Raw genomic sequence first — 24945 nt, 5'->3', positions numbered from 1 at the left:
AGCGATGTCGTGTGTCGCACCCATGACACCGCTGTCGCAACCCCGACAAGCGCGACATCGCTTCGCCCCTGCCAACGCAAACGGCCGGACACGTGGTCCGGCCGTCGGATGCGCGCGGAAGCAGGCGGTCAGAGCCGCTTGACCTCTATATTGTACTTTTTCAGGGCGTAACCGATCTGGCGGGGTGTCAGGCCCAGCATCCGGGCCGCCTTGGCCTGCACCCAGCCAGACTTCTCCATGGCCGCCACAAGGCGCTCGCGCGGGGTGAGCCCGCCGCCGTCCTCGTAGTCGTCGTCCAGCAGGTGGTCGTCGGCCGGGGCTTCCACCGGCGCTATCGGCGGCACGGCGGCGGCCGGCGGGGAGCGGCGCATCGGAGCCTCCCCCGGCGACGACGGCCGGGCGCCGGACACCGCGCTCAGAGGCACGCGCTGCCGGCGGGCCTCCATGGGCGCCATGCCGCCGACAGGCATTCCAGAGGCGTCCGCCCGTTCCTGCCAGAGAACCGACGACAGGCACTGATCGCGCTGGCACGGCAGGTCCACGTCCTCGATCACGTCACCGCGGGTCATGGTGGCGACGCGGTTCACGCAGTTCTCAAGCTCTCGGACGTTGCCGGGAAAATGGCAGTGCTGGAACACGCCCATGGCGTCGGACGCGATGTCCAGGCTGCGGCCGTTTTCCTCGTTGAAGCGGGCGAGGAAGTGCTCCACCAGCGCCGGGATGTCCTCCTTCCGGTCGCGCAGGGGCGGCAGGAAGACCGGCACAACGTTGATGCGGTAATAGAGGTCGGCGCGGAACTCGCCCGCTGCCACGGCGGCCTCCAGGTTCTTGTTGGTGGCGCAGACCAGGCGGAAGTCCACATGCAGGGTCTTGTTGCCGCCAACCCTCTCAAACTCCCCTTCCTGCAGCACGCGCAGCAGCTTGGCCTGAAACGAGGCGCTGATTTCCCCGATCTCGTCGAGGAACAGCGTGCCGCCGGCAGCCTGCTCGAACCGACCCTTGCGGTCCTGCGTCGCGCCGGTGAAGGCGCCCTTTTCGTGGCCGAACAGCTCGCTTTCCAGCAGCGTCTCGGGCAAGGCGGCGCAGTTGACCTTGATGAACGGCTTGTCGACCCGCGGGCTCAACGTGTGGACCGCGCGCGCGATGAGTTCCTTGCCGGTGCCGCTCTCGCCACGCAGGAGGACGGTGGACCTGGTCGGGGCCACCTGCTGGATTTCGGCGAACACGCGGCGCATGGCCTTGCTGTCGCCGATGATGTTGCCGATGGCGAGATCCTCGCCGTCCACCCCCTGAAGGTCCTCGCGCAGGCGCTTTTCCAGCGCCACCTTCTCGCGCATCAGGCGGTCGCGGTCGTTGGCGACGGAATGGTGCATGCGCACGGTCTGGCCGATCAGGTTGGCGACCATGGTCAGGAAACGCACGTCCGTCTCGAACTTGAACTGAAGGTCGGACTCCCATTCCCGCTCGATGGACAGCAGGCCGGCCGACTCGCCGTTGATCTTGATGGGCACCGCGATGACGGAAATGACGTCGCCGGCCTCGGCATCGGCATGGGACAGGTAGTTCTCGAAGGCCGGGTCGGTCACGGCGTTGCCCACCACCATGGGCACGCCCGATCCGATGACACGGTCGATGACCGCCGGCGGAAAGCCGCACTGGCCGTCCATCACCGCCCGCCGCGACAGCCCCGACGCCGCCAGGATGCGGATGTCCTTGCCGCCCTCGCCCTGCAACGCCACCACGCCACGCCGCATCTGCAGATACGACGACAGCAGGTTCAGCACATCGTGCAGCGTTTTCTCGAGGTCCAGGGACGAGCCGAGGATCTTGCTGATCTCGTAGATGCTGATCAGCGATAGGGCGTCGCCGCCGGTCGCGTTGTACTTCATCAGTTCACCCTCCATTCGGTGAACCCAACCCCACTCCGACGGAAGTATAGGGGACGACGCTGCATCGCAGCAACCAGACAGTGAATGCGGTTGCGCCGAAAATAGTTTCACAACCATATGATCGTGGTTTGAACGGATCAGCGCTCCCCGCCAAGACGCCCTCGGAACAACCCCAGGTTCCCCGTCAGCGCCATAACCCGTTTAAGCATTTTCATTTGAGATGAAGGGCTTACCTTTTTTTCGGCCGAAAGTCCTATGCCTGCGCCATTTGGGCGTCGGGCTTGCCTTTTGGCCGGAAACCCAACACAGTTCCATTAATAAGCGCAGCAAAACGGGATGCCGGGGGGACCAGCGTGGGTCCGGCAGACCCGGGCAGGGGGACTTCGGATGACGACCAATGAAGAGATCGAACGGCTCAAGGCCCAGCGATCTCGATTTATCGCCTTCGCCTTTGCCGGCAATGACGTTCTGGTGGAACTGGATTCCGACGGCGTCATCTGCTACTGCGCCGGCACGGTCGACTCCGTGCTCGGATGCGACGCCAAGACCCTGCGCAGAACCCCGATCCACGACCTGATCGGCGACCGCGACATCCTGACGTTCGACGAGATGATGGTCCGCCTGCGCCGCACCGGCCGCCTGGACCGCATTCCCCTGCGCTTCAAGCCGCCCGAGGGGAATGAGCGCCGCCTGACGGTATCGGCCATCATCCTGCCCGAGACCCCCAACGCCACCTATCTGGCCCTGTCGCCCCTGCGGGGCCGCGAGGCGCTGGAGCCCGAGGAGGACGTGAGCGAGACGGTCTCGGTGGAGGATTTCGCCCACCGACTGTCGGAAAAAATTCGCGGCGGCTCGGCCGACGACAGCCAACTCACCCTGCTGGACCTGACCCCCGACAAGCTTGCCGACAGCCTGCCGGCGGAACGGGCCGAGCAGTTCATGGGCTCGGTCATGGACTACCTGCGGGCCTGGTCGGTGGACGGCGACGGCGTCGGTCGCCTGGAGGACGGGTCGGTCGGCGTGCTGCACGACGGCGCGTTGAACGGCGACGAGATCAGCCAGAAGCTCAACGACATGCTCTCGGTCTTCGACCCGGCCGCCAAGCCGCTGGAGATCAACGCGGCCACGGTGGCCATCGACGCCGACGAGCTGTCCGAGGACGACCTGTCCAAGGCGCTGGTCTACACCATGAACTCCTTCGCCAAGCAGGGCGCCGACCTGGAACTGGATTCCCTGTCGGCGGGCTACAAGCAGGCCATGGAGGAAACGCTCGGCAAGGTCGCCACCTTCCGGCGCGCGGTGGGCGGCGAGAACCTGGCGCTGGTGTTCCAGCCCATTGTCGACATCGCCAGCTGGCAGGTGCACCACTACGAGGCGCTCGCCCGGATCAACAACGGCGAAAAGCTCATCCCGCCCGCCCGCCTGATCGGATTTGCCGAGGAGTTCGGCGTGGTGGAGGAAATGGACATGGCCGTGATGAAGAAGGCCTTTTCCATCCTCACCACCAACCGGGGCATCCGCTCGGGCGCCCGGCTGGCCGTGAACCTGTCGGGCCGGTCGATGCAGAGCAACGCCTTCATCGCCGACCTGTTCAAGATGATGAAGGAACACGAACACCTGCTGCCGCGCCTGCTGTTCGAGGTCACCGAAAGCCACGAAATGACCGACCTGCCGCGCGCCAACCAGGTGATCCGCAAGTTCCGCTCCATGGGCTGCGGGGTGTGCATCGACGACTTCGGCGCCGGCGCGGCCGCCTTCCCCTACCTGAAGGCGCTGGAGGTGGACTACGTCAAGATCGACGGCAGCTACATCCGCGATGCCTTCCACACCCGCCACGGCCGGCCCTTCCTGCGGGCCATCTCGGGCCTGTGCCGCGACCTGGGCATGCAGTGCATCGGCGAAATGGTGGAAGACGCCGACACCATGTGGCTGCTGCGCGAGCTGGGCATCGGCTACGGCCAGGGGTGGTTCTTCGGCAAGCCGGCGCAGGACGTGTCCAAGTTCAGCCTGAGCGGCCAGCCCGGGCGCTCCAGCCAGCGCGTCGTCACCGCCGGCTAGGGCAGCCGCAGCCGCGGTTCGCGCGTCTTTCCAGGCATGATGATGCCTCTTCGCCCCCTGGCGGTGCTCGCCCTGTCCGCCGTCCTCGCCGGCCCAGCCCTTGCGGCGGACGCCGACCTGCGCGCCTTGGCGCTGGACCTGGTCAACGACAGCCGCGCCGACCACAGCCTTCCCGCCCTGACCCTGACCGAGCCGCTGAACGAGGCGGCCCGCGCCCACGCCGCCGACATGGCCGCCCAGGGCTATTTCGCCCACCGCGCCCCCGGCGGCGGCACGGCGCTGGACCGCTACCTGGAAGCGGGTGGCACCGAGGCCAAGATGGTGGCGGAGAACATCGGCCGCTGCGCCGGCTGCGGGCCCGCGCCGACGGCGGAACACGTCCGCTCCTTCCACAGCGACTGGATGGACAGCCCAAGCCACCGCGAGAACATCCTGCACCCGGGCGTGCGCCGCTTCGGCTACGCCCTGGTGCCCGATCCCGACCGCGAGGGCCTGGTGGCGGTACAGACCTTCGCCGGCCCGGGCCTTGCGGCACCCGAAGCCGATGCGGCGCCCTTGACGCCCGAGGAAGCCGCCCGCATGGCCCTGGAGCGCATCAATGAGGCACGGCGGGAGAAAGGCGTGGAGCCCCTGACGCTGGCCTCCGACCTCTCGGCCGCCGTGGCGGACCAGGTGCCCGAGGACCTTTCCGCCTTCACGCCGAGCAGCCTGCAGGCGCCTCAAGTCGGCGGCTGGATGGGCGGCGGCCGCGTCTTCCTCGCCGTCGGCCGGTGCGGCGGCTGCGGCACCCGGGTGACGGCGGCGGACGTGGACCGCTTCGTCGGCCACTGGCTGGAGGCGGACAGATACGCCGGACCCTTGCTCGACGCGCAGTACGAAACCCTCGGCTTCACGCTGAAGGCCGACGGCAGCGGCCGCAAGGTGGCCGTAGCGGCGGTGGCGGGAGGATAGAGGGGTGCGAGGGAGCCGACGCGGCCACCTCGCGCTCCCCGCGGTGAGGGGGATGGTTGGCGTCGGAGCGAGCCCCGGCTTTCCTTCAGGCGGCGGATACGTTAAGCTATTGTTTTAAAACGCAAAATGCCTGTCATTCCTGCGGACGCAGGACTCCACATCCGCTGTCAAACACACAAGACACGGTAGCGCGGGCGCGGCTGTCACCGACGGCGGATGGATTCCCGCCTCCGCAGGAATGACGGTTTATCATTCAAAATCAGATTGATACAGCCGCCCGCGAAGGTGGCGCTTAATCTTCGGGCTCTACGGGAGCGCCTTCCAAACAAACCCGCCCCTCCCCCAACCGAGGGAGCGCGAGGGAGGCCGGGCCTCCCTCGCATCACCATTCCGGCGCAGCCGGAAAATTACGCCCCGGCCTGGCCGCCCTTGGCCATGCTGCGCAGGACGAACTTCTGGATCTTGCCGGTGGAGGTCTTCGGCAGTTCCACGAAGCGGACCTCGCGCGGGCATTTGAAGTGCGCCAGGTGTTCGCGGCAGAAGGCGATCAGGTCCTCGGCGGAGACCGCCTGGCCCTCGCACAGCTCCACATAGGCCAGCGGCGTCTCGCCCCACTTGTCGTCGGGCTTGGCGACGACGGCGGCGGCGTTGACGGCGGGGTGCTTATGCAGCACGCCCTCCACCTCGATGGACGAAATGTTCTCGCCGCCCGAGATGATGATGTCCTTGGAGCGGTCCTTGAGCTGGATGTAGCCGTCATCGTGCATGACGCCCAGGTCGCCCGTGTGGAACCAGCCGCCGGCGAAGGCTTCCTGGCTGGCCTTGGGGTTCTTCAGGTATCCCTTCATGGTGATGTTGCCGCGCATCATCACCTCGCCGATGGTCTCGCCGTCGGCCGGGGTTTCCTGCATGGTCTCGGGGTCCATGACCGTCAGGCCTTCCTGCACCACGTAGCGCACGCCCTGGCGGGACTTGCGGGCGGCCTGCTCCTCCACGGGCAGGTCGTTCCACTCTTCCTTCCAGGCGCAGACGGTGGCGGGGCCGTAGGTTTCCGTCAGGCCGTAGACGTGGGTGACGTTGAAGCCCTCGCGCTGCATCCGCTCCAGCACGCTGGCCGGCGGCGGCGCGGCGGCGGTCATGACGTTGACCTTCTGGTCGAATTCGCGCTTGTCGCTGTCCTTGGCGTTCACGATGAAGCCCATGACGATGGGCGCGCCGCAGAAGTGCGTCACCTTTTCGTCGGCGATGGCGTCGAAGATGTTCTTGGCCGTCACCTTGCGCAGGCACACCGAGGTGCCGCCGATGATCGCCAGCGTCCACGGGAAGCACCAGCCGTTGCAGTGGAACATGGGCAGCGTCCACAGATACGTGGCGTGCGGCGGCATGCTCCAGGTCACCACGTTGGACATGGCGTTCAGGTAGGCCCCGCGATGGTGATAGACGACGCCCTTGGGATTGCCGGTGGTGCCGGACGTGTAGTTCAGCGCGATGGCCTCCCATTCGTCCTTGGGCCAGCGCCAGGCGAAGTCCGGCTCGCCCTCTTCCAGCAGGGCCTCGTAGGTCTTTTCACCGATCAGGTCGCCGACGTCGCCGGCCTCGCTGTCGTCGATGTCGATGACGGGGATGTCGCGGCCCAGCTTCTCCAGCGCTTCCTTCATGGTGCGGCTGAATTCGCGGTCGGTGATGACGAACTTCGCCTCGCCATGGTCGAGAATGAAGGCGATCGCCTCGGCATCCAGGCGGATGTTCAGGGCATTGATGACCGCGCCCGTCATGGGGACGCCGAAGTGGGCCTCGTAAAGCTCGGGCGTGTTGGCGGCCATCACGGCGACCGTGTCGCCGGGGCCGATACCGCGCTTGGACAGGGCCGAGCCCAGTCGCTTGGCGCGCTCCATGGTCTGCTTCCAGGTGTAGCGGCGCGCGCCGTGGACCACCGCCGGGCGGTCCGGCCACACGAGGGCGGCGCGTTCCAGGAACTGGATCGGCGTCAGGGCGACGAAGTTGGCGTCGTTCTTGTCCAGGTCGTGGGAATAAGGGCTGGAACCAGACATCGGGGGAATTTCCTTGCGCTGGTGACTGGGAAAGCGGTGCGGATGCTATCGTCAAGCCGCCGTCTTCACAACAGAAACACGGTCTTGCGCCTGCGCGGTCCGCGCGCCAGGATGCGCTCTTTCCGCCGGATGCCTTTCCGCGAGCCGAAACCGCCCCATGACGGCCCCACCTCCTCCGCCAGACTCCAACGCGCAAAGCCCGCGGCTGCGCTCGCGCCTGCCGGTGGCGCTGCGGCTGTCGATGCTCTACGGCGCGTTGTTCTCGGTGATCGGCTTCCATATGCCGTACTGGCCGGTGTGGCTGGAATCGCGCGGGATGGGGCCGGGCGAGATCGGCATCCTGCTGGGCGCCATGACGTGGGCGAAGGTTCTGGGCAACCCGCTCGCCGGCCGCGTCGTCGACGCCACAGGCCAACGGCGCAGCCTGATGATCGGGCTGGCTGCCGTCAGCGTCGTGGCGTTCCTGCTGTTCGTGCCGGCGGAAGGCTTCTGGCCGCTGCTGGGCCTGAGCCTGCTGACCGGCATCACCCTGTGGGCGATCATGCCCCTGTCGGAAAACCTGACCCTGCTCACGGTCTACGAGCGCAAGGGCCTGGACTACGGCCGTATTCGCCTGTGGGGATCCCTGACTTTCATCGCCGCTTCCATGCTCGGCGGCCGGCTGCTGGGCATCTTCGCCGCCGACGCCATCCTGTGGGCGATCATCGGCTGCGTCGTCCTGACGCTGGCGACCACGCTGCTGCTGCCCGACGTGCGCACCCGCGCCGGCGGGGACACGGGACCACCGCCGCCCGTGTGGCCGCTGCTGCGGCATCCGGCGTTCATCACCTTTCTGGTCTCGGCATCGATCATCCAGGCGAGCCACGCCGTCTACTACGGCTTCGCGACCCTGCACTGGCGCGGGGCGGGGCTGGACGACGGGCTGATCGGCATCCTGTGGGCGGTGGGAGTGATCGCCGAGGTCTGCCTGTTCGCCTTCGGCAACCGCGTGGTCGCCGCGCTGGGGCCGGGCCTGCTGATCCTGCTGGGCGCGGTGGGCGGCCTGGCGCGGTGGAGCGTGCTGGCCGTCACCACCGACCCCTGGGTGCTGGTGCCGGTGCAGACGCTGCACGCTCTCACCTTCGCCGCAACGCACCTGGGCGCCATGCACGTGATCGCCCGCGCCGTGCCCGGGGTGTACTCGGGCCGGGCACAGGGGATCTATGCGTCGCTGGGCCTGGGCGTGGCGATGGCGATCGCCATGGCGGCCTCGGGCTCGCTGTACGAGGCCTTCGGCGGCCGCGCCTTCCTGGCGATGACCGGCATGGCGGCGGTGGGGTTGATCGCCGCACAGATGTTCCGGGCGCGGTGGAGCGGCGGAGAGCTTGAGCTTCGGCGGTGATGTGCCTGGCCCTCCGTCCGGGTGCGGGAATAGTCACCAAGACACCAGGAACACCAAGAGAGCGGGAGAACGCGGATCAGCCGCTTCCGGTGACGCGAGTGCTTTCCGGCTGCGCCGGAATTGACGATGCGAGGGTGCCAGAGGCTCCCTCGCGCTCCCTCGTCGCGTTGGAGACGTCACGTCCCGCAGACTGGGAACGCCGACCAGCGAGCGGATGACGGCCCGCCTTCGCGCGCTGTCGCGGCGGCTTCCTGGTGGTTCGTCCGAACAACCACCAAACCCTTAAGCCGCAGCATCAACCATCAGCACACCGTTTTGATGCCCTTCGGGCCTTGGTGGCCTCGCCGCACCACGCCAGCCGTTGACGCACTCTCCGGGCAAGAAAAAACCGCCCCTTCCACCAACGGCGGAATATCATGCGGCGGTTTCCTCGGCCTTGCTCTTGCTGGAATTGACGTAGGCGACGGCGGCGTGCTCGCTGCAATAGGGCTTGCCGGGAATCGCTTGGGCGCCGCAGAAGTGGAAGCCCGGCTCCCGCGGGTCGCCGAAGGGCCAGCGGCAGGTGGGGCCCTGCAGTTCCATGATGGCGGGCGTGGGCTCCGCCGGCTTTTCGGGCTTTTCAGGCTTGGCGGCCTTGCGCGTGCGCTTGATGGGCGACGGACGCCCCTTCAGGCCAAGACGGTGGGCCTTGCCGACCACCGCATTCTTGGAAACACCGAGACGCTTGCCAATTTCCCCCGTGGTCAGCCCCTCGCCCCACAGGGTCTTGAGAAGCTCGATCCGCTCGTCGGTCCAGACCATTGATCCCCAACCTCGCAGAAATCCGTTTAACGCATGCCGTCAGCCCCGAGGGATGGTAGCGGGAAAGCTCGCCCTGCGCAACGAGTGGTAACGACCCTTCTTCGCACTTTCTCGTAATATGTTGATCCCGCTCAAGTTTTTGCTGCTCAACAAGGCATGTCGCGGGCCCGGAACGGCACCGGGCCGACCCCTGAAGGACCGGCCCGGCTTAAGCGCCACCTCAAAAGAAGCGGCGAGTGCTCTGATAATGCTGGATCATCCCGGCGTCATGCCCCGCAAGCGCTCGGAACGGCGGCGCAGCAGCTCCACCAGCGTCAGCAGCGTGATGGACAGCAGCACCAGCAGCGTCGCCACGGCCAGGATGGTCGGGCTGATCTGCTCGCGGATGCCCGACCACATCTGGATCGGGATGGTCCGCTGCTCCGGGCCGGCCAGGAACAGCACCACCACCACCTCGTCAAAGCTGGTGATGAAGGCGAACAGGGCGCCGGAAATCACGCCCGGCGTCACCAGCGGCAGGATCACGCGGAAAAAGGTCCGCGTCGGGTCTGCCCCCAGCGAGGCAGAGGCCCGCGTCAGCGTGTGATCGAAGCCCGTCAGCGTGGCCGTCACGGTGATGACCACGAACGGAATGCCCAGCGCCGTGTGCGCCAGGATCACGCCGACGAAGGTCTGCGCCAGCTCGATCTTCGAGTAGAAGAAGAACATGGCGGCGGCCGAGATGATCAGCGGCACGATCATCGGCGAGATCAGGATCGCCATCACCAAGCTGCGATAGGGCATGAACCGGCTGGACAGCCCCAGCGCGGCAATCGTGCCCAGCACGGTCGCCAGGATGGTGGAGAAGATCGCGACGATGAAGCTGTTGCGGATGGACCGCAGCCATTCGTCGGAGGTGAAGAAGTCCTCGTACCACCGGAAGGAATATCCCGCCGGGTCGAAGCTCAGCATCGCCTCGGTGAAGGTGAAGTACGGCTCGGCGTTGAAGCTGAGCGGGATGATCACGAGGATGGGCCCGATCAGGAACAGGAAGATCAGGGCGCAGAGGACCCGGAAGATGTAGTACCAGGCCTTTTCGGGTGCAGTTGCGTTTTCGGGCGCGGCCATGGTCCTACCCCAGCTTCATGTTGTCGACGCCGACGAGGCGGTTGTACAGCAGGTACAGAATCACCACCGCCGCCAGCAGGATTGAGGCGATCGCCGCCGCAAGGCCCCAGTTGAGCGAGCTTTGCATGTGGTAGGCGATGAAGTTGGTGATGAAGCGGCCCGACTGGCCGCCGACCAGGGCCGGCGTGATGTAGTAGCCGATCGACAGGATGAAGACGAGAATGCCGCCTGCACCGATGCCAGCCAGCGTCTGCGGGAAGTAGACGCGGCGGAAGGCGTAAAGCTGCGAGGCGCCCATGGACCGCGCAGCCCGCAGATAGCTGGGCGGAATGGTCTTCATGACCGAATACAGCGGCAGGATCATGAACGGAAGCAGGATATGCGTCATGGCGATGATCGTGCCGGTCTGGTTGTGGATCATCTGCAGGCGCCCATCGTCGGAGATAAGGCCGACGGCGACCATCATGTCGTTGAGCACCCCCTGGCTTTGCAGGATGGCGATCCAGGTGGTCGTGCGCACCAGCAGGCTGGTCCAGAACGGCAGCAGCACCATGATCATCAGCAGATTCGAGATGCGCATGGGCAGGTTCGCCAGCAGATAGGCGACCGGATAGCCCAGCAGCAGCGTCAGGAACGTGATCAGCAGGCTCATCCACAGGGTGCGGATGAACAGGTCCACGTAAAGCTGCATGTATTCGGGTTTTTCGACGATCTCGCCCTGTGCGTTGTACTCCATGTCCAGGGCGGCCAGGTAGTACGACAGCGTGTAGGGGTCGGACTCGCGCTGGATCACGTGCCAGATGGCCGGATCGCCCCAGTCCTCGTCGATGTCGATGAGGAACGCCTTGGCGTTTGCCGGCATCTCGGCGTTCCGCACGTTGCGCGCCGTCTTCATGATGAGCGAACGGGCGCCGGATTCCTCGTAGTTCAGGCGGGTCGCCACGCGGCCGATGGACCGGTTCTGCGCGCCTTCCTTGATGTCCTGGAAGGCGGCCGCGAACACGGTCTCGGGCGGCAGCCCCTCACCGTCCCAGCCCTCGATGGCCGCGACGGTGCGCGACAGCTCGGTCGGCACCTCGGGGTTGTCCACCGAGCGCGACAGCATGTCGAAAATGGGCATCACGAAGGACACCACAAGGAACACGAACAAGGGCGCCACCAGCAGCATCGCCTTGATCTTGCTCCGCCGCAGTTTGCGGCTCAGGCTGACCTTGAGCGGCGTGCCGTCGGCGGTGGTCATCACCGTCGGTTCGGCAACCGCTTCCTCCGGTCGGCGGTTTGGGTAGTCGGCGGGCCGGGGCCCGCTGGAGATCGTCGACACCGAATGCCTCCCAGGATCTCAAGCAAACACGCAAGACGGCGGGATCGCGCCGCCCCGCCGCCGCCCGCCGCGCGCCCCCGAAACGGGCGGCACGGGACGGACGGACAGGCGGACGGACGGCGGGCGCGGCGCGGTCCCGTGAGCCGCCTTACTGCGCCAGCCAGGCGTTGAAGCGCTCGGTCAGCTCGTCGATGTTGTCGGCCCAGAACGCGTCGTTCTTCGGCAGCGCGTTCTCGAAGTTGGGCCCGTAGGTCGGCATGTGCGGCTTCATTTCGATGCCGGTCTCGGCGTGGGTCGAGACAAGCTTGGCCGAGGAGTTGCGGGCCGGACCGTACGAGATGTACTTGGCCTGGTCGGCCAGGCGCTGGGTGTCGGTGGCGAAGTGCAGGTAATCCTTCACCTTGTCCAGCTTGCCGGCGGGCACGACCCAGCCGTCCAGCTCGAACACCTGACCGTCCCAGATGATCTCGAAGGGCTGACCCTCGTTCACGGCGGCGTTGAAGATGCGGCCGTTGTAGGCAGACCCGAAGGCGACTTCCTTGTCAGCCAGCAGCTGCGGCGGCTGGGCGCCCTCTTCCCACCAGATCACCTCGTCCTTGATGGTGTCCAGCTTGGCGAAGGCGCGGGCGACGCCTTCCTCGGTCTCCAGCATGTCGTAGACCTCGTCGGCCGGCACGCCGTCGGCCATCAGGGCCCATTCCATGTTGTTGATGGGCTTCTTCATCAGCGTGCGCTTGCCCGGATAGTCTTCCAGGTTGAACACGTCGTCGATGCTGTCCGGCTGCTTGTCTTCCGGGAACATCTCGGTGTTGAAGGCCACGATGTTCGAGTAGACGATCTGCGGAACGAAGCATTCCGTCAGCGAGCCCTCGATGAAGTCCTCGCTCGGCGGCGTGCCGTCCGGCGCGTCGGCGAGCATCTCATCGTGGTTGATGGGCTCGATCAGGCCCTCGGAGCAGGCCACCAGCGCATCGGCGGGCAGCATGTCGACCAGGTCCCAGGTCACGTTGCCGGCCATGGTCTGCGCGCGCAGGCCGGCCAGCGCGTTACCGGACTTGTCGATGTTGATGATCTCGTCGCCGGTCTTTTCCATCCACGGCTCGTGATAAGCCTTCTGCTGGCTCATCGTGTAGGCGCCGCCCCAGGACACGATGTTCAGGGTTTCGGCGTTGGCGGCGGTGGTCGCGCCGAAAGCGACGGCGGTGACGGCACCGGCGGCAACGGTCTTCAGAAGAGTGCTCTTCTTCATGAGATGAAGGTCTCCCTGTCCTTCTTGAAATCGCCAGGCGGCGTCCGCGCGAATGCGGGACCACCCTGGCCTCGTAAAGGGGGAGCGACGCGACTGACCGCGCCGCGCCCCCGTTCCGGTCCGCGCGGGTTCCCTTGTTGACGGCTTTTCGGGTGGGAACCCGCGCGCGAACGCTTGAACGAATGCGCGCGCCTCAGGCGTCGAGGGCGCGGCAATCCTCCAGGGCCCAGCCCACGGTGATCCGCTCGCCCTGGCGGTGCGGGCGGACGTTGGCGGCGTTGGGCGTCTTGATGACGAATTCGCGGTTGCCCAGCACGTTGACGCGGGTGCGGTGGTGGTCGCCCAGGTAGATGACCTCCTCCACGTCCGCCTCGAAGATGTTGGGCAGCGAGCCCGGCTCGGGGTCGATGACGACGCGCTCGGGCCGCAGCGACAGCGTGGACCGTTCGCCGGTCTTGCTGACGTTGACCGGCAGCGCCTTGATCTCGGCCCCGCCGTCGACGCGCACCACGCATTTGCCGGCGGCGCCGTCCATCTCCACCACGTCGCCCACCAGCGTGTTGTTCTCGCCGATGAAGCGGGCGACGAAGGCATTGGCCGGGCGTTCGTACAGCTCCTGCGGGGTCGCGAGCTGCTGCACCACGCCGTCGTTGAACACCGCGATGCGGTCGGACATGGTCAGCGCTTCCGACTGGTCGTGCGTCACGTAGATCATGGTCACACCCAGGTTTTCGTGGATGTGCTTGATCTCGAACTGCATTTCTTCGCGCAGGTTCTTGTCCAGCGCGCCCAGCGGTTCGTCCATCAGGACCACGTCGGGCTCGAACACCAGCGCCCGGGCCAGCGCCACGCGCTGCTGCTGGCCGCCCGAAAGCTGGGCCGGCCGGCGGTCGCCGAAGGAGCCCAGGCGCACCATTTCCAGCGCGCGCTGCACCTTGGCGGCGCGTTCGGCCTTGGGAAGGCTGCGGACCTCCAGCGGGAAGGCCAGATTCTCCGCCACCGTCATGTGGGGAAACAGCGCGTAGTTCTGGAAAACGATGCCCAGGCCGCGCTTGTGCGGCGGCATGGAATTGATGGGCGTGCCCTTGAGCAGGATGTCCCCGTGGGTGGGGACCTCGAAGCCCGCCGTCATCATCAGGCAGGTGGTCTTGCCCGACCCGGACGGCCCGAGGAGCGTGATGAACTCCCCCTTCGCGATGTCCAGATTGAACCCTTTCACGACGAGCGTTTCGCCGTCGTAGCTTTTCTGCACGTCGCGGAACGACACGAACGCGGCGTCCGTCGACCCATCCGCACCGGCGTGCGGCGGTTCGAGAACGTCCGTCTGTTCAGATGGCGGCATAAGGCGCCCTCCTCCTTACCTCTCCTACTGTGAACCGCCTCCCTGGCGGGCACCGGCGGCGTGCCGGCGCGGCTTGTTATGGTTCGCCGCGTTGCCTTCCGGGATCATGTCCGATGGCACGCCTGTGACATCGGCGACACGACTGGGCCGCAGCTTCTGCGTATACAACTAAGCCCATTTTCCACGGAATGGAAGCCTTTCGGTGCCATTTCACCCCTCCGGGACGGGATGGGAGACCCCGAAATGGCGCCGGAACGCAGGGGTTCCGGGGCTTCTCGTCCTTGTACGGCAGTCGGTTATCGGGCGCCCCAATGGTCACGGCGGCCCGGTCGAGTTCTCGTGGTGAGAGCAAAAAAAAGGCCGTGCACCCGGCACGGCCCAAGTCTAGGGAGGAAACGTCCAAGAAGCAGCCGGGGCGATGCGCGGGGCGCCTCACCCCCTTGCTGCGATGCACAATATGACTCTCCGGCGCGCCGCTGTAAAGCCTTTTTTGCACCGCACCATTCTCGATTAGTCGAAATGACCGCTCGCGCCTTGCGCGTCACAGGCGATGTGCAGGCGTCAGAGCTGCCAGCCGTTCTCCAGGGCAATCCGCACGGCCTGCGTGCGGTTGGCGGCACCCATCTTGCGATAGATGTTGCGAAGGTGCACCTTCACGGTGATTTCCTGCAGCGTCAGGCTTTTTGCGATGGCCTTGTTCGTCTCGCCCTCGATCATGTGTTCCAGGATTTCCCGCTCGCGCGCCGACAGCAGCCCCAGGGGATTGGGCTTTTTCGGCGGGGCCTCCCTGAGCAGAATACTCTCGCCGGAGCCACCTGCGGCCTCGATGGCACTGGCGGGGAAGTACCGCTCGCCCAGCAGCACCAGGCGCAGAGCGGCCACCATGGCCGGCCCCGGCATGGTCTTGGGCAGGTAGGCCGCAAGCCCCGCCCGCGCCACGGCCAGGATGTCGTCCACCGCCTGGGACGCCGAGAGAACCACCACAGGCGCGGGCGCGAAGGCCTTGGTGACGCGGGTCAGGCAGGCCGCGCCTTCGACGCCGGGCATGCGCAAATCCATGATGACAAGGTCCGCCGCCGGCGCCCCGGCCAGAAGACCGTCAAGATCGCCATGCTCCTCGATCTCCACCGAGTCGGCAAGTTCCTCCAGGAAAGGCCTCAGCCCGGATCGGACCAACTCATGGTCATCGGCCAGAACGACGCGCATCGATTCCCCTCGTCTTTTCAGTCACCTTGATCGGCGATCCTGTCTCGCCAGATGTTTTACGTTTGAATTAGTCGCCTGTCACGCCTCACGTCTCGCGGAGCATCCTCCGGCGGCGCAAGCCGTGCGCGAAGGTACTTTTCCCGGGGGCGCCCGGAGTGCTATGAAGACCCGATCGAAAAGGGGATGGGCATTCGCATGGTGCAGTCGCTGCTGACCTGGACGGACAAGATGAGCGTCGGCGTGGAGACGCTGGATGCCGACCACAAAAAGCTCATGGGCTTCGTCAACGAGCTTCACGCCGCGGTGAAGACCCGCGCCGGGGCCGAAACCGTGGGCCGCATCCTGGACGAGTTGATTGCCTATACAGAATACCATTTCGAAGTCGAGGAACAGCTTCAAAAGCTGGCCCGCTTTCCCGACCGTGCCGCCCACCGCGAGAAGCACGAGGCCCTCAAAGCCAAGGTCTACCAGTTGCGCGACACCTTCCGCGCCGACCCCGAGTCGCTGAACAACGTGAAGGTGTTCGACTTCCTGTCGGATTGGCTGGTGCGCCACATTCTGGGCGATGACATGAAATACGCGCCCTACCTGGCGAAGGCTGCAAACCGGGCGCCCCCGGCCTGACGGTCCGGCGCGCTATACCGCCAGGATGTCGTCCTCCAGCGGGTGCCAGCCGTCGCGGCTTTCGATCTCGACCACCCACAGGTCCTCGTCATAGCGGGCCTGGCGCGCGATGTAGGCGTCGGCCGTCGGCTCATCGACGGGCTGCGGCCCCGTGCCCCGCATCCAGCCGCGCCGCCCGCCGGCGTCGGTGACCGGCGTCAGCACGGTACAGCCGGAGTCGAAGGCGTTCACCTTCACCAGCAGCGCCCCCGCGTCGGGGTCGCCCTTGCGCACCACCATCGCCGGCACAGCGCGCGTTTCGCACTGGCGAATGATGGCCTGCACGCGCAGGCGGGTCTTCAGTCGGCTGTCCATGCGTCCCCTCCGGATACGGGCGGCCCTTGTACCCGCCCCGAGACACGCGCCGCAACGGCTCTTTTCGAAAGCCCCCGCAGCGCGTTACGGTTTTTACGCAGTCATCGCCATCGTATCTCCGAACGCAGGAGGAATGCGTCGTGATCCTCGTCGGCCGCAACCTGTCGCCCTACACCCGCCGGGTCGCCGTAAGCCTTGATTTGATGGAAATGCCCTTCGAACGCCGCGAACTGGCGACGGCCACCGATGTCGAGGCCATCAAGGGCTACAATCCGCTGGGCCGTGTTCCCGCCCTGGAACTGCCGGACGGCGAGGTGCTGATCGAGTCGGCGGCCATTCTCGACCACCTGGACGAGATGGCTGGTCCCGGCCTGCGCCTCACCCCCGTCGCGGGGCCCGCGCGCCGCGCCGTCATGCGGCTGTGCGCCTTCGCGACCGGGGCGATGGACAAGGCGGTCCAGGCCTACTACGAGGAAACGCGCCGTCCGGAGGACGTGCGCTGGCCCGCCTATGCCGCGCGCGGCGACGACCAGGTGCGCGCCGGCCTGTCGGAGCTGGAGAAGGCCGCCCGCACGGCCGCCGACGGCGGCAGCGATTGGCTGGTCGGCGACCGCCTCACGCAGGCCGACGTCACGGCGACGGTGACGCTGGATTTCGTCAACACGGTCCGGCCCGGCCTGATGACCGACGGCGACATGCCGGCCCTTCACGCGCTGGCAGAGCGCTGCAACGCCCTGCCGCCCTTTGCAAAAACCCGCCCGTAACACCCTACCCCACAACAAGAAAAAGCGAGTAAGCGTCTCATGTCCGCAGCCAACACGCCTCGGTCCGGTGGCCGCATCCTGGTAGACGAACTGGTGCGCCACGGCGTCGATACCGCCTACTGCGTCCCCGGCGAGAGCTATCTCGCCGTGCTGGACGCCCTGCACGACGCCACCGTGCGGGTGATCACCGCGCGGCAGGAGGGCGGCGCCGCCTTCATGGCCGAGGCGCACGGCAAGATGACCGGCCGCCCCGGCATCTGCTTCGTCACCCGCGGACCCGGCGCCACCAACGCCTCCATCGGCGTGCATACGGCATTCCAGGATTCGACGCCCATGATTCTGTTCGTCGGCCAGGTGGCCCGCGACCAGATGGAGCGCGAGGCCTTCCAGGAAATCGACTACCGCCGCATGTACGGCGAGATGACCAAGTGGGTGGCGCAGATCGACGATGCCCGCCGCATTCCCGAATTCGTCAGCCGGGCCTTCCATACCGCGACGGCCGGCCGCCCCGGCCCCGTGGTGCTCGCCCTGCCCGAGGACATGCTGCGCGACGTGGTGGAGGCACCCGAGGTGGCGCCCTTCCGCACGCCGGTGCAGCCGCATATCTCGTCGGCGGACCTCATGGACCTGCGCGACGAGTTGTCGCACGCCAGACGCCCCTTCATGATCCTGGGCGGCGGCGGCTGGACGCCCAAGGCCGTGAAGGACATCCAGCAGTTCGCCGAGCGCCAGAACCTGCCGGTCGGCTGCTCCTTCCGCACGCAGCACCTGTTCGACAACGACCACCCGCTGTATGCCGGCGACGTCGGCATCGGCATCAACCCGGCCCTGGCCGAGCGCATCAAGGCCAGCGACCTGCTCATCGTGGTGGGCGCGCGGCTGGGCGAGATGACCACCGGCGGTTACGAGATGCTAAAGCCGCCGAAGCTGCCGCAGCACCTGGTGCACGTGCATCCGGGCGCCGAGGAACTGGGCCGCGTCTTCCAGCCCGACCTGGCGATCAACTGCGGCATGGAAAGCTTCGCCCACGCCGCCAGCAGCGTGAAGCCGGTGAGCTACGCCGCCCGCGAGGACTGGGCGAAGGCGGCCCGCGCCGATTACGAGGCGTGGAACGACCCCACACCCGTGACCACGCCGGGCACCGTGCAGATGGGCGCGATCATGGCATGGCTGCGCGAGCACCTGCCCAAGGACGCCGTGATGTGCAACGGTGCCGGCAACTATTCCGTCTGGGTCCATCGGTTCCACCGCTACCGCGGCTTCCGCACCCAGGCCGCCCCGACCAACGGCACCATGGGCTACGGCGTGCCGGCGGCGGTCGCGGTCAAGGCCGCCAACCCCGAGCGCACCGTGGTCGCCTTCGCCGGCGACGGCTGTTTCCAGATGAACGGGCAGGAGCTGGGCACGGCCGTGCAGTTCGGCCTGCCGTTCATCACCATCGTGGTGAACAACGGCATGTACGGCACGATCCGCATGCACCAGGAGCGCACCTATCCCGGCCGCATCTCGGCCACCGATCTGGTGAACCCGGACTTCGTGATGCTTGCGAAGGCCTACGGCTGCCACGCCGAACTGGTGGAAAAGACCGAGGACTTCGCCCCGGCTTTCCAGCGCGCCGAAGCCAGCGGCAAGCCGGCGCTGATCGAGGTGCGCATCGATCCCGAGGCCATCACGCCGCGCGAAACGCTGAGCGGTATCCGCGAAAAGGCGTCAGCGAAGGCGTAAGGGAGGTCGGCCGGGCCCGGGCGGATGACGCCCGGGCCTTCCGGCCTGCGTCTTGGGACTAGTCGTTCGGCCATTCCAGGCGGACCGGACCTTCATCGAGCACCAGGCGCCCCTGCACCTGCCGCATGAGGCTTTGCGAGATGCGCAGGCCGATGCCGTCCTTGCGCAGGTTGGCCGCCGGCACGCCCGTGCCGCCATCCTCCACCACCAGTCGCGACCAGCCCGACTCCGGCCCCGGCCCGAGGACCACCGTGATGGGCGGTCCGCCGTGCTCCACCGCGTTGACCAGCACTTCCATTGCAGCGATGGCGAGCGGGATGGCGTCCTCCAGCGACACCTCCACAGGCTCGAGCCGCGTCTTCAGCGACGGGGCCATGTCGGGCTCCACCTGGCGGCGCGCTTCCTCGGCCATGTCCGCGATCAGCGCATTGAAGTCCACCACCACGCGCCCGCCCTCGGCATCGTCCGGCACCACGCGGGCCAGTGCATAGGCGGCGGCGGCGGCGGACATGCGCACCTCCAGGCGCTGCAGCGTCGCCTGCGATGAATCGCCGCCCTGGCGCATCTGCAGGCGCAACAGGCTGAGCAGCATCTGCATGGTGTTGCCGATACGGTGCCGCGTTTCGCGGTACAGCCGTTCCCAGTCGACGTCCTGAGCCATGGTTCCTCCCCAAGATCGGCGATCGCATGGCGCGGGCGCCGGGATTCGTTGGCGTTTCCCCCTGGAACGCGAAAGGGGCGGACCAGGTGGCCCGCCCCTTCGTATACTGCCAGAGGTAATCGATCAGTCCAAGGACCCGACGATTTCCTCGGTCATCTTCTTGGCGTCGCCGAAGAGCATCATGGTGTTGTCGCGGAAGAACAGCTCGTTGTCGACGCCGGCGTAACCGGCCGACATGGAGCGCTTCACGAACAGCACCGTCTTGGCCTTCTCCACATCCAGGATGGGCATGCCGTAGATGGGGCTCTGCGGGTCCGTCTTCGCCACGGGGTTCGTCACGTCGTTGGCGCCGATGACATAGGCGACGTCGGCCGTGGTGAACTCGTGGTTGATCTCCTCCAGCTCGAAGACCTCATCGTAGGGGACGTTGGCTTCGGCCAGCAGCACGTTCATGTGGCCCGGCATGCGGCCGGCGACGGGGTGGATGGCGAACTTCACCTCCACGCCCTCGTCCTTCAGCATGTCGGCCATTTCGCGGACCGCGTGCTGTGCCTGGGCGACCGCCATGCCGTAGCCCGGCACGATGATGACCTTGCTGGCGTTCTTCATGATGAAGGCCGCGTCGTCGGCAGAACCCGCCTTGACCGCCCGGTCGCCGCCGGCACCGCCGGCCGCCGCCGCGGCATCGCTGTCACCGCCGAAGCCGCCCAGCACCACGTTGAAGATGGAGCGGTTCATGCCCTTGCACATGATGTAGGACAGGATCGCACCCGAGGAGCCGACCAGCGCGCCGGTGATGACCAGCGTCGAGTTGCCCAGCGTGAAGCCGATGCCGGCCGCCGCCCAGCCCGAGTAGCTGTTCAGCATGGAGACGATGACTGGCATGTCCGCGCCGCCGATGGGCAGGATCAGCAGGAAGCCCAGCGCCAGCGCCAGGATGATGATGAGGAAGAACGCCGTCTCGCTGCCCGAGGCCGCGAAGAAGGCGACCAGGACCACCAGCAGGATGGCGAGCGCGCCGTTCAGCGGGTGCTGCATGGAAAACACCAGCGGCTTGCCCGAGACCAGCCCCTGAAGCTTGGCGAAGGCGACCAGCGAGCCGGTGAAGGTGATCGCGCCGACCGCCGTGCCGATGGACATCTCGATCAGCGAGCCCGCGGCGATCTCGCCCGGCGTGCCGATGCCATAGGCCTCGGGGTTGAACAGCGCCGCCGCGGCCACCAGCACGGCGGCAAGACCGACCAGCGAGTGGAACGCCGCCACCAGCTGCGGCAGGGCCGTCATCTGGATGCGCAGGGCGATGACGGTGCCGATGGCACCGCCAATGATGATGCCGAGAATGATCCACACATAGGACGTCACCACCGGCGACATCAGCGTGGTGATGATGGCGATGGCCATGCCGACCATGCCGTAGATGTTGCCCTGACGCGCCGTTTCAGGGCCCGAGAGCCCTCGCAGCGCCAGGATGAACAGGACCGACGCCACCAGATAGGCGAGGATCGTGAAGCTTTCGACTGCCATAGTGAGCGGTCCCCCCTTACTTCTGCTTCTTCTTGAACATCGACAGCATCCGCTGGGTGACCATGAAGCCGCCGAAGATGTTCACGCTGGCCAGCACCACGGCGATGAAGCCGAGCACCTTGGAGCCGGAGAACATCTCGGGACCCGCCGCCAGCATGGCGCCGACGATGATCACCGAGGAAATGGCGTTGGTCACCGCCATCAGCGGCGAGTGCAACGCGGGGGTCACGCGCCAGACCACGTAGTAGCCGACGAAGACGGCCAGCACGAAGACCGTCAGAAGCCAGTAGAACTCGCTGGGACCGGCGGCCGCCTGGCTGGCGGCCTCAGCGGTCATCTGCGACGCGGCCTCCGCAAGGGCCCGCGCCGTGGCCGCCATGCCCTCGGCCTGTTCGGCCAGGGACTTGGCGCCCTGTTCAATCACGTCCTGGTTTGCCATCACGCGCCTCCCTCGCTCTTGTCCTTGTCCTCGGCGGGCGTTTCATCCGCCTTCGGTTCGGGCTTGGGCTCGGGTGTCGCCGCGGCCTGATCCTTCAGCATGGGGTGGACGACCTCGCCGTCGCGGGTCACGCAGGTGCCCTTGATCAGTTCGTCGTCCCAGTCGATTTTCAGCGCCTTCGACTCCTTGTCGACATGCGGCGTCACGAAGTTCAGCAGGTTCTTGGCGAACATCATGCTGGCGTCGGAGGCGACGCGCGAGGCCATGTTGGTGTGGCCGATGATGATGACGCCATGCTTGGTGACGACCTTGTCAGGCTCGGTCGCTTCGCAGTTGCCGCCCGTCTCGGCCGCCAGGTCGACGATGACCGACCCCGGCTTCATGGTCTTGACCTGCTCCTCGGTGATCAGCGTGGGCGCCTTCTTGCCCGGGATCAGCGCGGTGGTGATGACCATGTCGGCCTTCGTGAGGTGCTCGCCGACGATCTTCTTCTGCTTCTCGAAGTACTGCGGCGGCATCTCCTTGGCGTAGCCGCCGGCCGTCTCGGCTTCCTTCTCCATCTCCTCGTCGACGACCACGAACTTGCCGCCAAGGCTCTGCACCTGTTCCTTGGTCGCCGGGCGCACGTCTGTGGCGAAGACGACCGCGCCCAGGCGCTTGGCGGTGGCGACGGCCTGAAGGCCGGCGACGCCGGCGCCGAACACCAGCACGCGGGCCGGCGGCACGGTGCCGGCGGCGGTCATCATCATGGGCATGGCGCGGTTGAAGGTGGACGCGCCGTCGATCACGGCCTTGTAGCCCGCCAGGTTGTTCTGGGAGCTGAGAATGTCCATGGACTGCGCGCGGGTGATGCGCGGCATCAGTTCCATGGCAAACGCGGTGATCTTCTTCTTGGCGAGCGCCTCGACGCACTTGCGCTGGGTCAGCGCCTGCATCTGGCAGACCAGGACCGCGCCTTCCTTGTAGTTGGCAAGCTCGTCGCCGCCCTCGCCGCGCACCAGCGGGCGCTGCACCTTCAGGATGACGTCGGCATCCTTCACCGTGTCGGCGGCCGAACCGCCGATGGTCGCACCGGCGGTCTTGAACGCGTCATCGGTGAAGGCCGCGCCCTCACCGGCGCCGGTTTCGACCACCACGTCGAAACCCAGGCCAACCAGCTTTTTCACCGTGTCCGGCGAAGCGCCCACGCGAAGTTCCCCTTCGCGCCGCTCCTTCGGTATGGCGATTTTCATCCGGTTTATCCCCTTTATTGTCTGTGCCACGCCTGCTCCGGTATGGCCCCACCATGGCGTTTCGCAGCGCACAACGCAAGCGGGGTTGCCGAAGCGGATGCCTCCCACATCCGCGCAGCGCCTAGAGTATTAGGTTTACCTCATAAACGTAACCCACCCGTTCGGGGCGGATTCGCCGCAGCCGAAACGTTGATGAAAATTCCCCCCGGCCGACTCGGGTACCTGAACGAATTGTCTTTGACGCAGGGGCCGGCGCGCAAGACACTAAGCGAAAACATGCCCTAAAGTACCACTCGGGAGGCTCTGTCCATGTCCGCGACGCACGCGATGCCGTCCAACCAGGAAACGATCTTCACCGTCGACCCCGTGCCGCTGAAGTACGGCCACGGGGCTTTGGCCGAAATCGGCGACGACGCCAAGGCCATGGGCATGACGCGCGTCGCCCTGTTCACGGACCGGACCGTCGGCGGGCTGGAATGCGTCGCCACGGCGCGCAAGGCGCTGCAGGACGCCGGCATGGAGGTGCTGCTCTACGATACCGTGCGGGTGGAGCCGACCGACCGGTCCTTCGCCGAAGCCGCCGCCTGGGCCCAGGACGCGGGTGTCGACGGATTCGTCTCCGTCGGCGGCGGCTCGGTCATGGACACGGCCAAGGCCGCCAACCTGCTGAGCACCTGGCCCGACGAGTTGATGGCCTACGTCAATGCCCCCGTGGGCGCGGCAAAGCCGGTGCCGGGGCCGCTGAAGCCCCACATCGCCTGCCCCACCACCAGCGGCACGGGCAGCGAAACCACGGGCGTGGCGATCTTCGACCTGCCGGAGCGCCAACTGAAAACCGGTATCTCCAATAAGCTATTGAAGCCGCGGCTGGCCGTGGTGGACCCGACCGCGACCTATTCCCTACCCGCCGGAGTGGTGGCGGCGACGGGGTTCGACGTCCTGACGCACGCCATCGAAAGCTACACCGCGCGACCGTTCAACTCTCGTGAAAAACCCGCGACTCCGCTCGCGCGCCCGCCGTACCAGGGCGCGAATCCGTGGAGCGACGGTGGCGCGCTGGAAGCCATACGCCTCGGCGGCACCTATCTGGAGCGCGCCGCGCTGGACCCGAACGACACCGAAGCGCACGATTTCCTCACCTTCGCCGCCACCCTGGCGGGCATGAGCTTCGGCAACGCCGGCGTGCACATCCCCCACGCCATGAGCTACGCCGTCGCCGGCCTCAACCACGAATTCCGCGCCAAAGGCTATGAGCGCGAGGGCGGCATGGTGCCGCACGGTATCTCGGTGGTGGTCAACGCCCCGGCGGCGTTCCGCTTCACCGCCGACGCCTGCCCCGACCGCCACCTGACCGCCGCGGCCGCGCTCGGCGCCGACATCACCGACGCCGCCCCCGACGATGCCGGCGAGATCCTGGCGACGCGGCTCGCCGAGATGATGCGCAAGACCGGCCTGCCCAACGGACTGACCGAAATCGGCTACACCGACAACGACATCCCGGCCCTCGTCAACAGCGCCTGGCCGCAACAGCGCCTGCTCGCCCAGGCCCCCAAGCCCGTCACCGAGGACGACCTGGCGGACCTGTTCCGGGATGCTATGCGGTACTGGTGAGGCGAGGCCCAGTGCCGCGCGGCGCCGCTTCATCGGCTGGCGGTTGTTCTTGAACCGCCAAGAAACCAAGGCTTTCCGGCTGCGCCGGAATGTTTATGCGAGGGAGGCACGGTCTCCCTCGCGCTCCCGCGTGAAATTGGGCCGGGCACGAGGGCAACCACCGGCCCTCACCCCAAACAAAACCGGGAGCGCGAGGAGCCGTGCTCCTCGCAAAACCCCATCGCGCGCCGCGCGACGCGGCCCGACGCCTTCAGTCCGACAAAGGGAAACGATGCGAGGGAGGCACGGCCTCCCTCGCGCTCCCGCGTGAAGTTGGGCCGGGAACGAGGGCGGCCACCGGCCCCTCACCTCCAAACAAATCGGGAGCGCGAGGAGCCGTGCTCCTCGCAAAACCCCATCGCGCGCAGCGCGACGCGGCCCGACACCATCAGCCCGACAAAGGGAAACGATGCGAGGGAGGCACGGCCTCCCTCGCGCTCCCGCGTGAAGTTGGGCTGGGAACGAGGGCGGCCACCGGCCCCTCACCTCCAAACAAATCGGGAGCGCGAGGAGCCGTGCTCCTCGCAAAACCGCATCGCGCGCAGCGCGACGCGGCCCGACACCTTCAGTCCGGGTCCCGTCCCAGCGAGTGGTGTAGGAGCTGAGGCTGATCCGC

Annotated in this window: 20 protein-coding genes; 7 read left to right on the top strand and 13 right to left on the bottom strand. The window is 66.8% G+C overall.

The window, feature by feature from the left end:
- Positions 1 to 128: 128 nt before the first annotated feature.
- Positions 129 to 1889: a nif-specific transcriptional activator NifA gene (gene nifA / locus C882_RS06480; protein ID WP_009539775.1), complete on the bottom strand. Its 1761-nt coding sequence runs from the start codon at positions 1887 to 1889 to the stop codon at positions 129 to 131.
- Between the two features lie 387 nt (positions 1890 to 2276).
- Between nifA and C882_RS06475 the strand changes: the two genes are divergently transcribed.
- Together C882_RS06475 and C882_RS22995 are read left to right on the top strand one after the other, a co-directional pair.
- Positions 2277 to 3947 carry an EAL domain-containing protein gene (locus C882_RS06475; protein ID WP_009539773.1) on the top strand — a complete coding sequence of 557 codons (1671 nt, stop codon included), beginning with the start codon at positions 2277 to 2279 and terminating at the stop codon, positions 3945 to 3947.
- 36 nt (positions 3948 to 3983) lie between these two features.
- Entirely contained in the window at positions 3984 to 4898 is a 915-nt protein-coding gene (locus C882_RS22995) for a CAP domain-containing protein (RefSeq protein WP_009539772.1), read from the top strand.
- Between the two features lie 407 nt (positions 4899 to 5305).
- On the opposite strand, the gene C882_RS06465 is transcribed toward C882_RS22995, so the two are convergent.
- Positions 5306 to 6949 carry an acyl-CoA synthetase gene (locus C882_RS06465; RefSeq protein ID WP_009539771.1) on the bottom strand — a complete coding sequence of 548 codons (1644 nt, stop codon included), beginning with the start codon at positions 6947 to 6949 and terminating at the stop codon, positions 5306 to 5308.
- A 157-nt stretch (positions 6950 to 7106) separates the two neighbouring features.
- Here C882_RS06465 and C882_RS06460 point away from each other — a divergent pair, with 157 nt between their 5' ends.
- Complete coding sequence (locus tag C882_RS06460; protein ID WP_009539770.1) at positions 7107 to 8330, top strand: MFS transporter; 1224 nt, start codon at positions 7107 to 7109, stop codon at positions 8328 to 8330.
- 414 nt (positions 8331 to 8744) lie between these two features.
- On the opposite strand, the gene C882_RS06455 is transcribed toward C882_RS06460, so the two are convergent.
- The 6 genes from C882_RS06455 to C882_RS06430 all read right to left on the bottom strand — a co-directional run bounded on the left by C882_RS06455 (position 8745) and on the right by C882_RS06430 (position 15356).
- On the bottom strand, positions 8745 to 9131 hold the full coding sequence (locus C882_RS06455) for a GcrA family cell cycle regulator (protein WP_009539769.1): 387 nt from the start codon (positions 9129 to 9131) through the stop codon (positions 8745 to 8747).
- A 255-nt stretch (positions 9132 to 9386) separates the two neighbouring features.
- Positions 9387 to 10238, bottom strand: a complete 852-nt coding sequence (locus C882_RS06450) for an ABC transporter permease (protein ID WP_009539768.1) — start codon at positions 10236 to 10238, stop codon at positions 9387 to 9389.
- Positions 10239 to 10242: 4 nt separating this feature from the next.
- The gene (locus C882_RS06445) at positions 10243 to 11559 is read right to left on the bottom strand and encodes an ABC transporter permease (RefSeq protein ID WP_009539767.1); all 1317 of its coding nucleotides are present in this window, start codon (positions 11557 to 11559) and stop codon (positions 10243 to 10245) included.
- A gap of 148 nt (positions 11560 to 11707) precedes the next feature.
- Positions 11708 to 12808, bottom strand: a complete 1101-nt coding sequence (locus C882_RS06440) for an extracellular solute-binding protein (RefSeq protein ID WP_009539766.1) — start codon at positions 12806 to 12808, stop codon at positions 11708 to 11710.
- Positions 12809 to 13001: 193 nt separating this feature from the next.
- A complete protein-coding gene (locus C882_RS06435; RefSeq protein ID WP_009539765.1) occupies positions 13002 to 14150 on the bottom strand; it encodes an ABC transporter ATP-binding protein in 1149 nt (382 codons plus the stop codon).
- A 561-nt stretch (positions 14151 to 14711) separates the two neighbouring features.
- Positions 14712 to 15356, bottom strand: a complete 645-nt coding sequence (locus C882_RS06430) for a LuxR C-terminal-related transcriptional regulator (protein ID WP_009539764.1) — start codon at positions 15354 to 15356, stop codon at positions 14712 to 14714.
- Positions 15357 to 15551: 195 nt separating this feature from the next.
- Between C882_RS06430 and C882_RS06425 the strand changes: the two genes are divergently transcribed.
- The gene (locus C882_RS06425) at positions 15552 to 15980 is read left to right on the top strand and encodes a bacteriohemerythrin (protein ID WP_043644172.1); all 429 of its coding nucleotides are present in this window, start codon (positions 15552 to 15554) and stop codon (positions 15978 to 15980) included.
- 12 nt (positions 15981 to 15992) lie between these two features.
- On the opposite strand, the gene C882_RS06420 is transcribed toward C882_RS06425, so the two are convergent.
- On the bottom strand, positions 15993 to 16334 hold the full coding sequence (locus tag C882_RS06420) for a DUF1491 family protein (RefSeq protein WP_009539762.1): 342 nt from the start codon (positions 16332 to 16334) through the stop codon (positions 15993 to 15995).
- A gap of 140 nt (positions 16335 to 16474) precedes the next feature.
- Between C882_RS06420 and C882_RS06415 the strand changes: the two genes are divergently transcribed.
- Together C882_RS06415 and C882_RS06410 are read left to right on the top strand one after the other, a co-directional pair.
- A complete protein-coding gene (locus tag C882_RS06415; RefSeq protein ID WP_009539761.1) occupies positions 16475 to 17098 on the top strand; it encodes a glutathione S-transferase family protein in 624 nt (207 codons plus the stop codon).
- A gap of 39 nt (positions 17099 to 17137) precedes the next feature.
- Entirely contained in the window at positions 17138 to 18823 is a 1686-nt protein-coding gene (locus C882_RS06410) for a thiamine pyrophosphate-binding protein (RefSeq protein ID WP_009539760.1), read from the top strand.
- A gap of 58 nt (positions 18824 to 18881) precedes the next feature.
- On the opposite strand, the gene C882_RS06405 is transcribed toward C882_RS06410, so the two are convergent.
- The 4 genes from C882_RS06405 to C882_RS06390 form a co-directional block, all read right to left on the bottom strand.
- The gene (locus C882_RS06405; protein ID WP_009539759.1) at positions 18882 to 19484 is read right to left on the bottom strand and encodes a histidine kinase dimerization/phosphoacceptor domain -containing protein; all 603 of its coding nucleotides are present in this window, start codon (positions 19482 to 19484) and stop codon (positions 18882 to 18884) included.
- Positions 19485 to 19607: 123 nt separating this feature from the next.
- Entirely contained in the window at positions 19608 to 21008 is a 1401-nt protein-coding gene (locus C882_RS06400) for an NAD(P)(+) transhydrogenase (Re/Si-specific) subunit beta (protein ID WP_009539758.1), read from the bottom strand.
- A gap of 16 nt (positions 21009 to 21024) precedes the next feature.
- The gene (locus C882_RS06395; protein WP_407637677.1) at positions 21025 to 21387 is read right to left on the bottom strand and encodes an NAD(P) transhydrogenase subunit alpha; all 363 of its coding nucleotides are present in this window, start codon (positions 21385 to 21387) and stop codon (positions 21025 to 21027) included.
- 59 nt (positions 21388 to 21446) lie between these two features.
- The gene (locus tag C882_RS06390) at positions 21447 to 22679 is read right to left on the bottom strand and encodes a Re/Si-specific NAD(P)(+) transhydrogenase subunit alpha (protein ID WP_043644056.1); all 1233 of its coding nucleotides are present in this window, start codon (positions 22677 to 22679) and stop codon (positions 21447 to 21449) included.
- Between the two features lie 309 nt (positions 22680 to 22988).
- Between C882_RS06390 and C882_RS06385 the strand changes: the two genes are divergently transcribed.
- The gene (locus C882_RS06385) at positions 22989 to 24290 is read left to right on the top strand and encodes a hydroxyacid-oxoacid transhydrogenase (RefSeq protein ID WP_009539755.1); all 1302 of its coding nucleotides are present in this window, start codon (positions 22989 to 22991) and stop codon (positions 24288 to 24290) included.
- Positions 24291 to 24945 lie beyond the last annotated feature (655 nt).

Source organism: Caenispirillum salinarum AK4, from assembly GCF_000315795.1.
Classification (GTDB): domain Bacteria; phylum Pseudomonadota; class Alphaproteobacteria; order Rhodospirillales; family Rhodospirillaceae; genus Caenispirillum; species Caenispirillum salinarum.
This window is presented reverse-complemented; position numbering and strand designations above follow the sequence as displayed.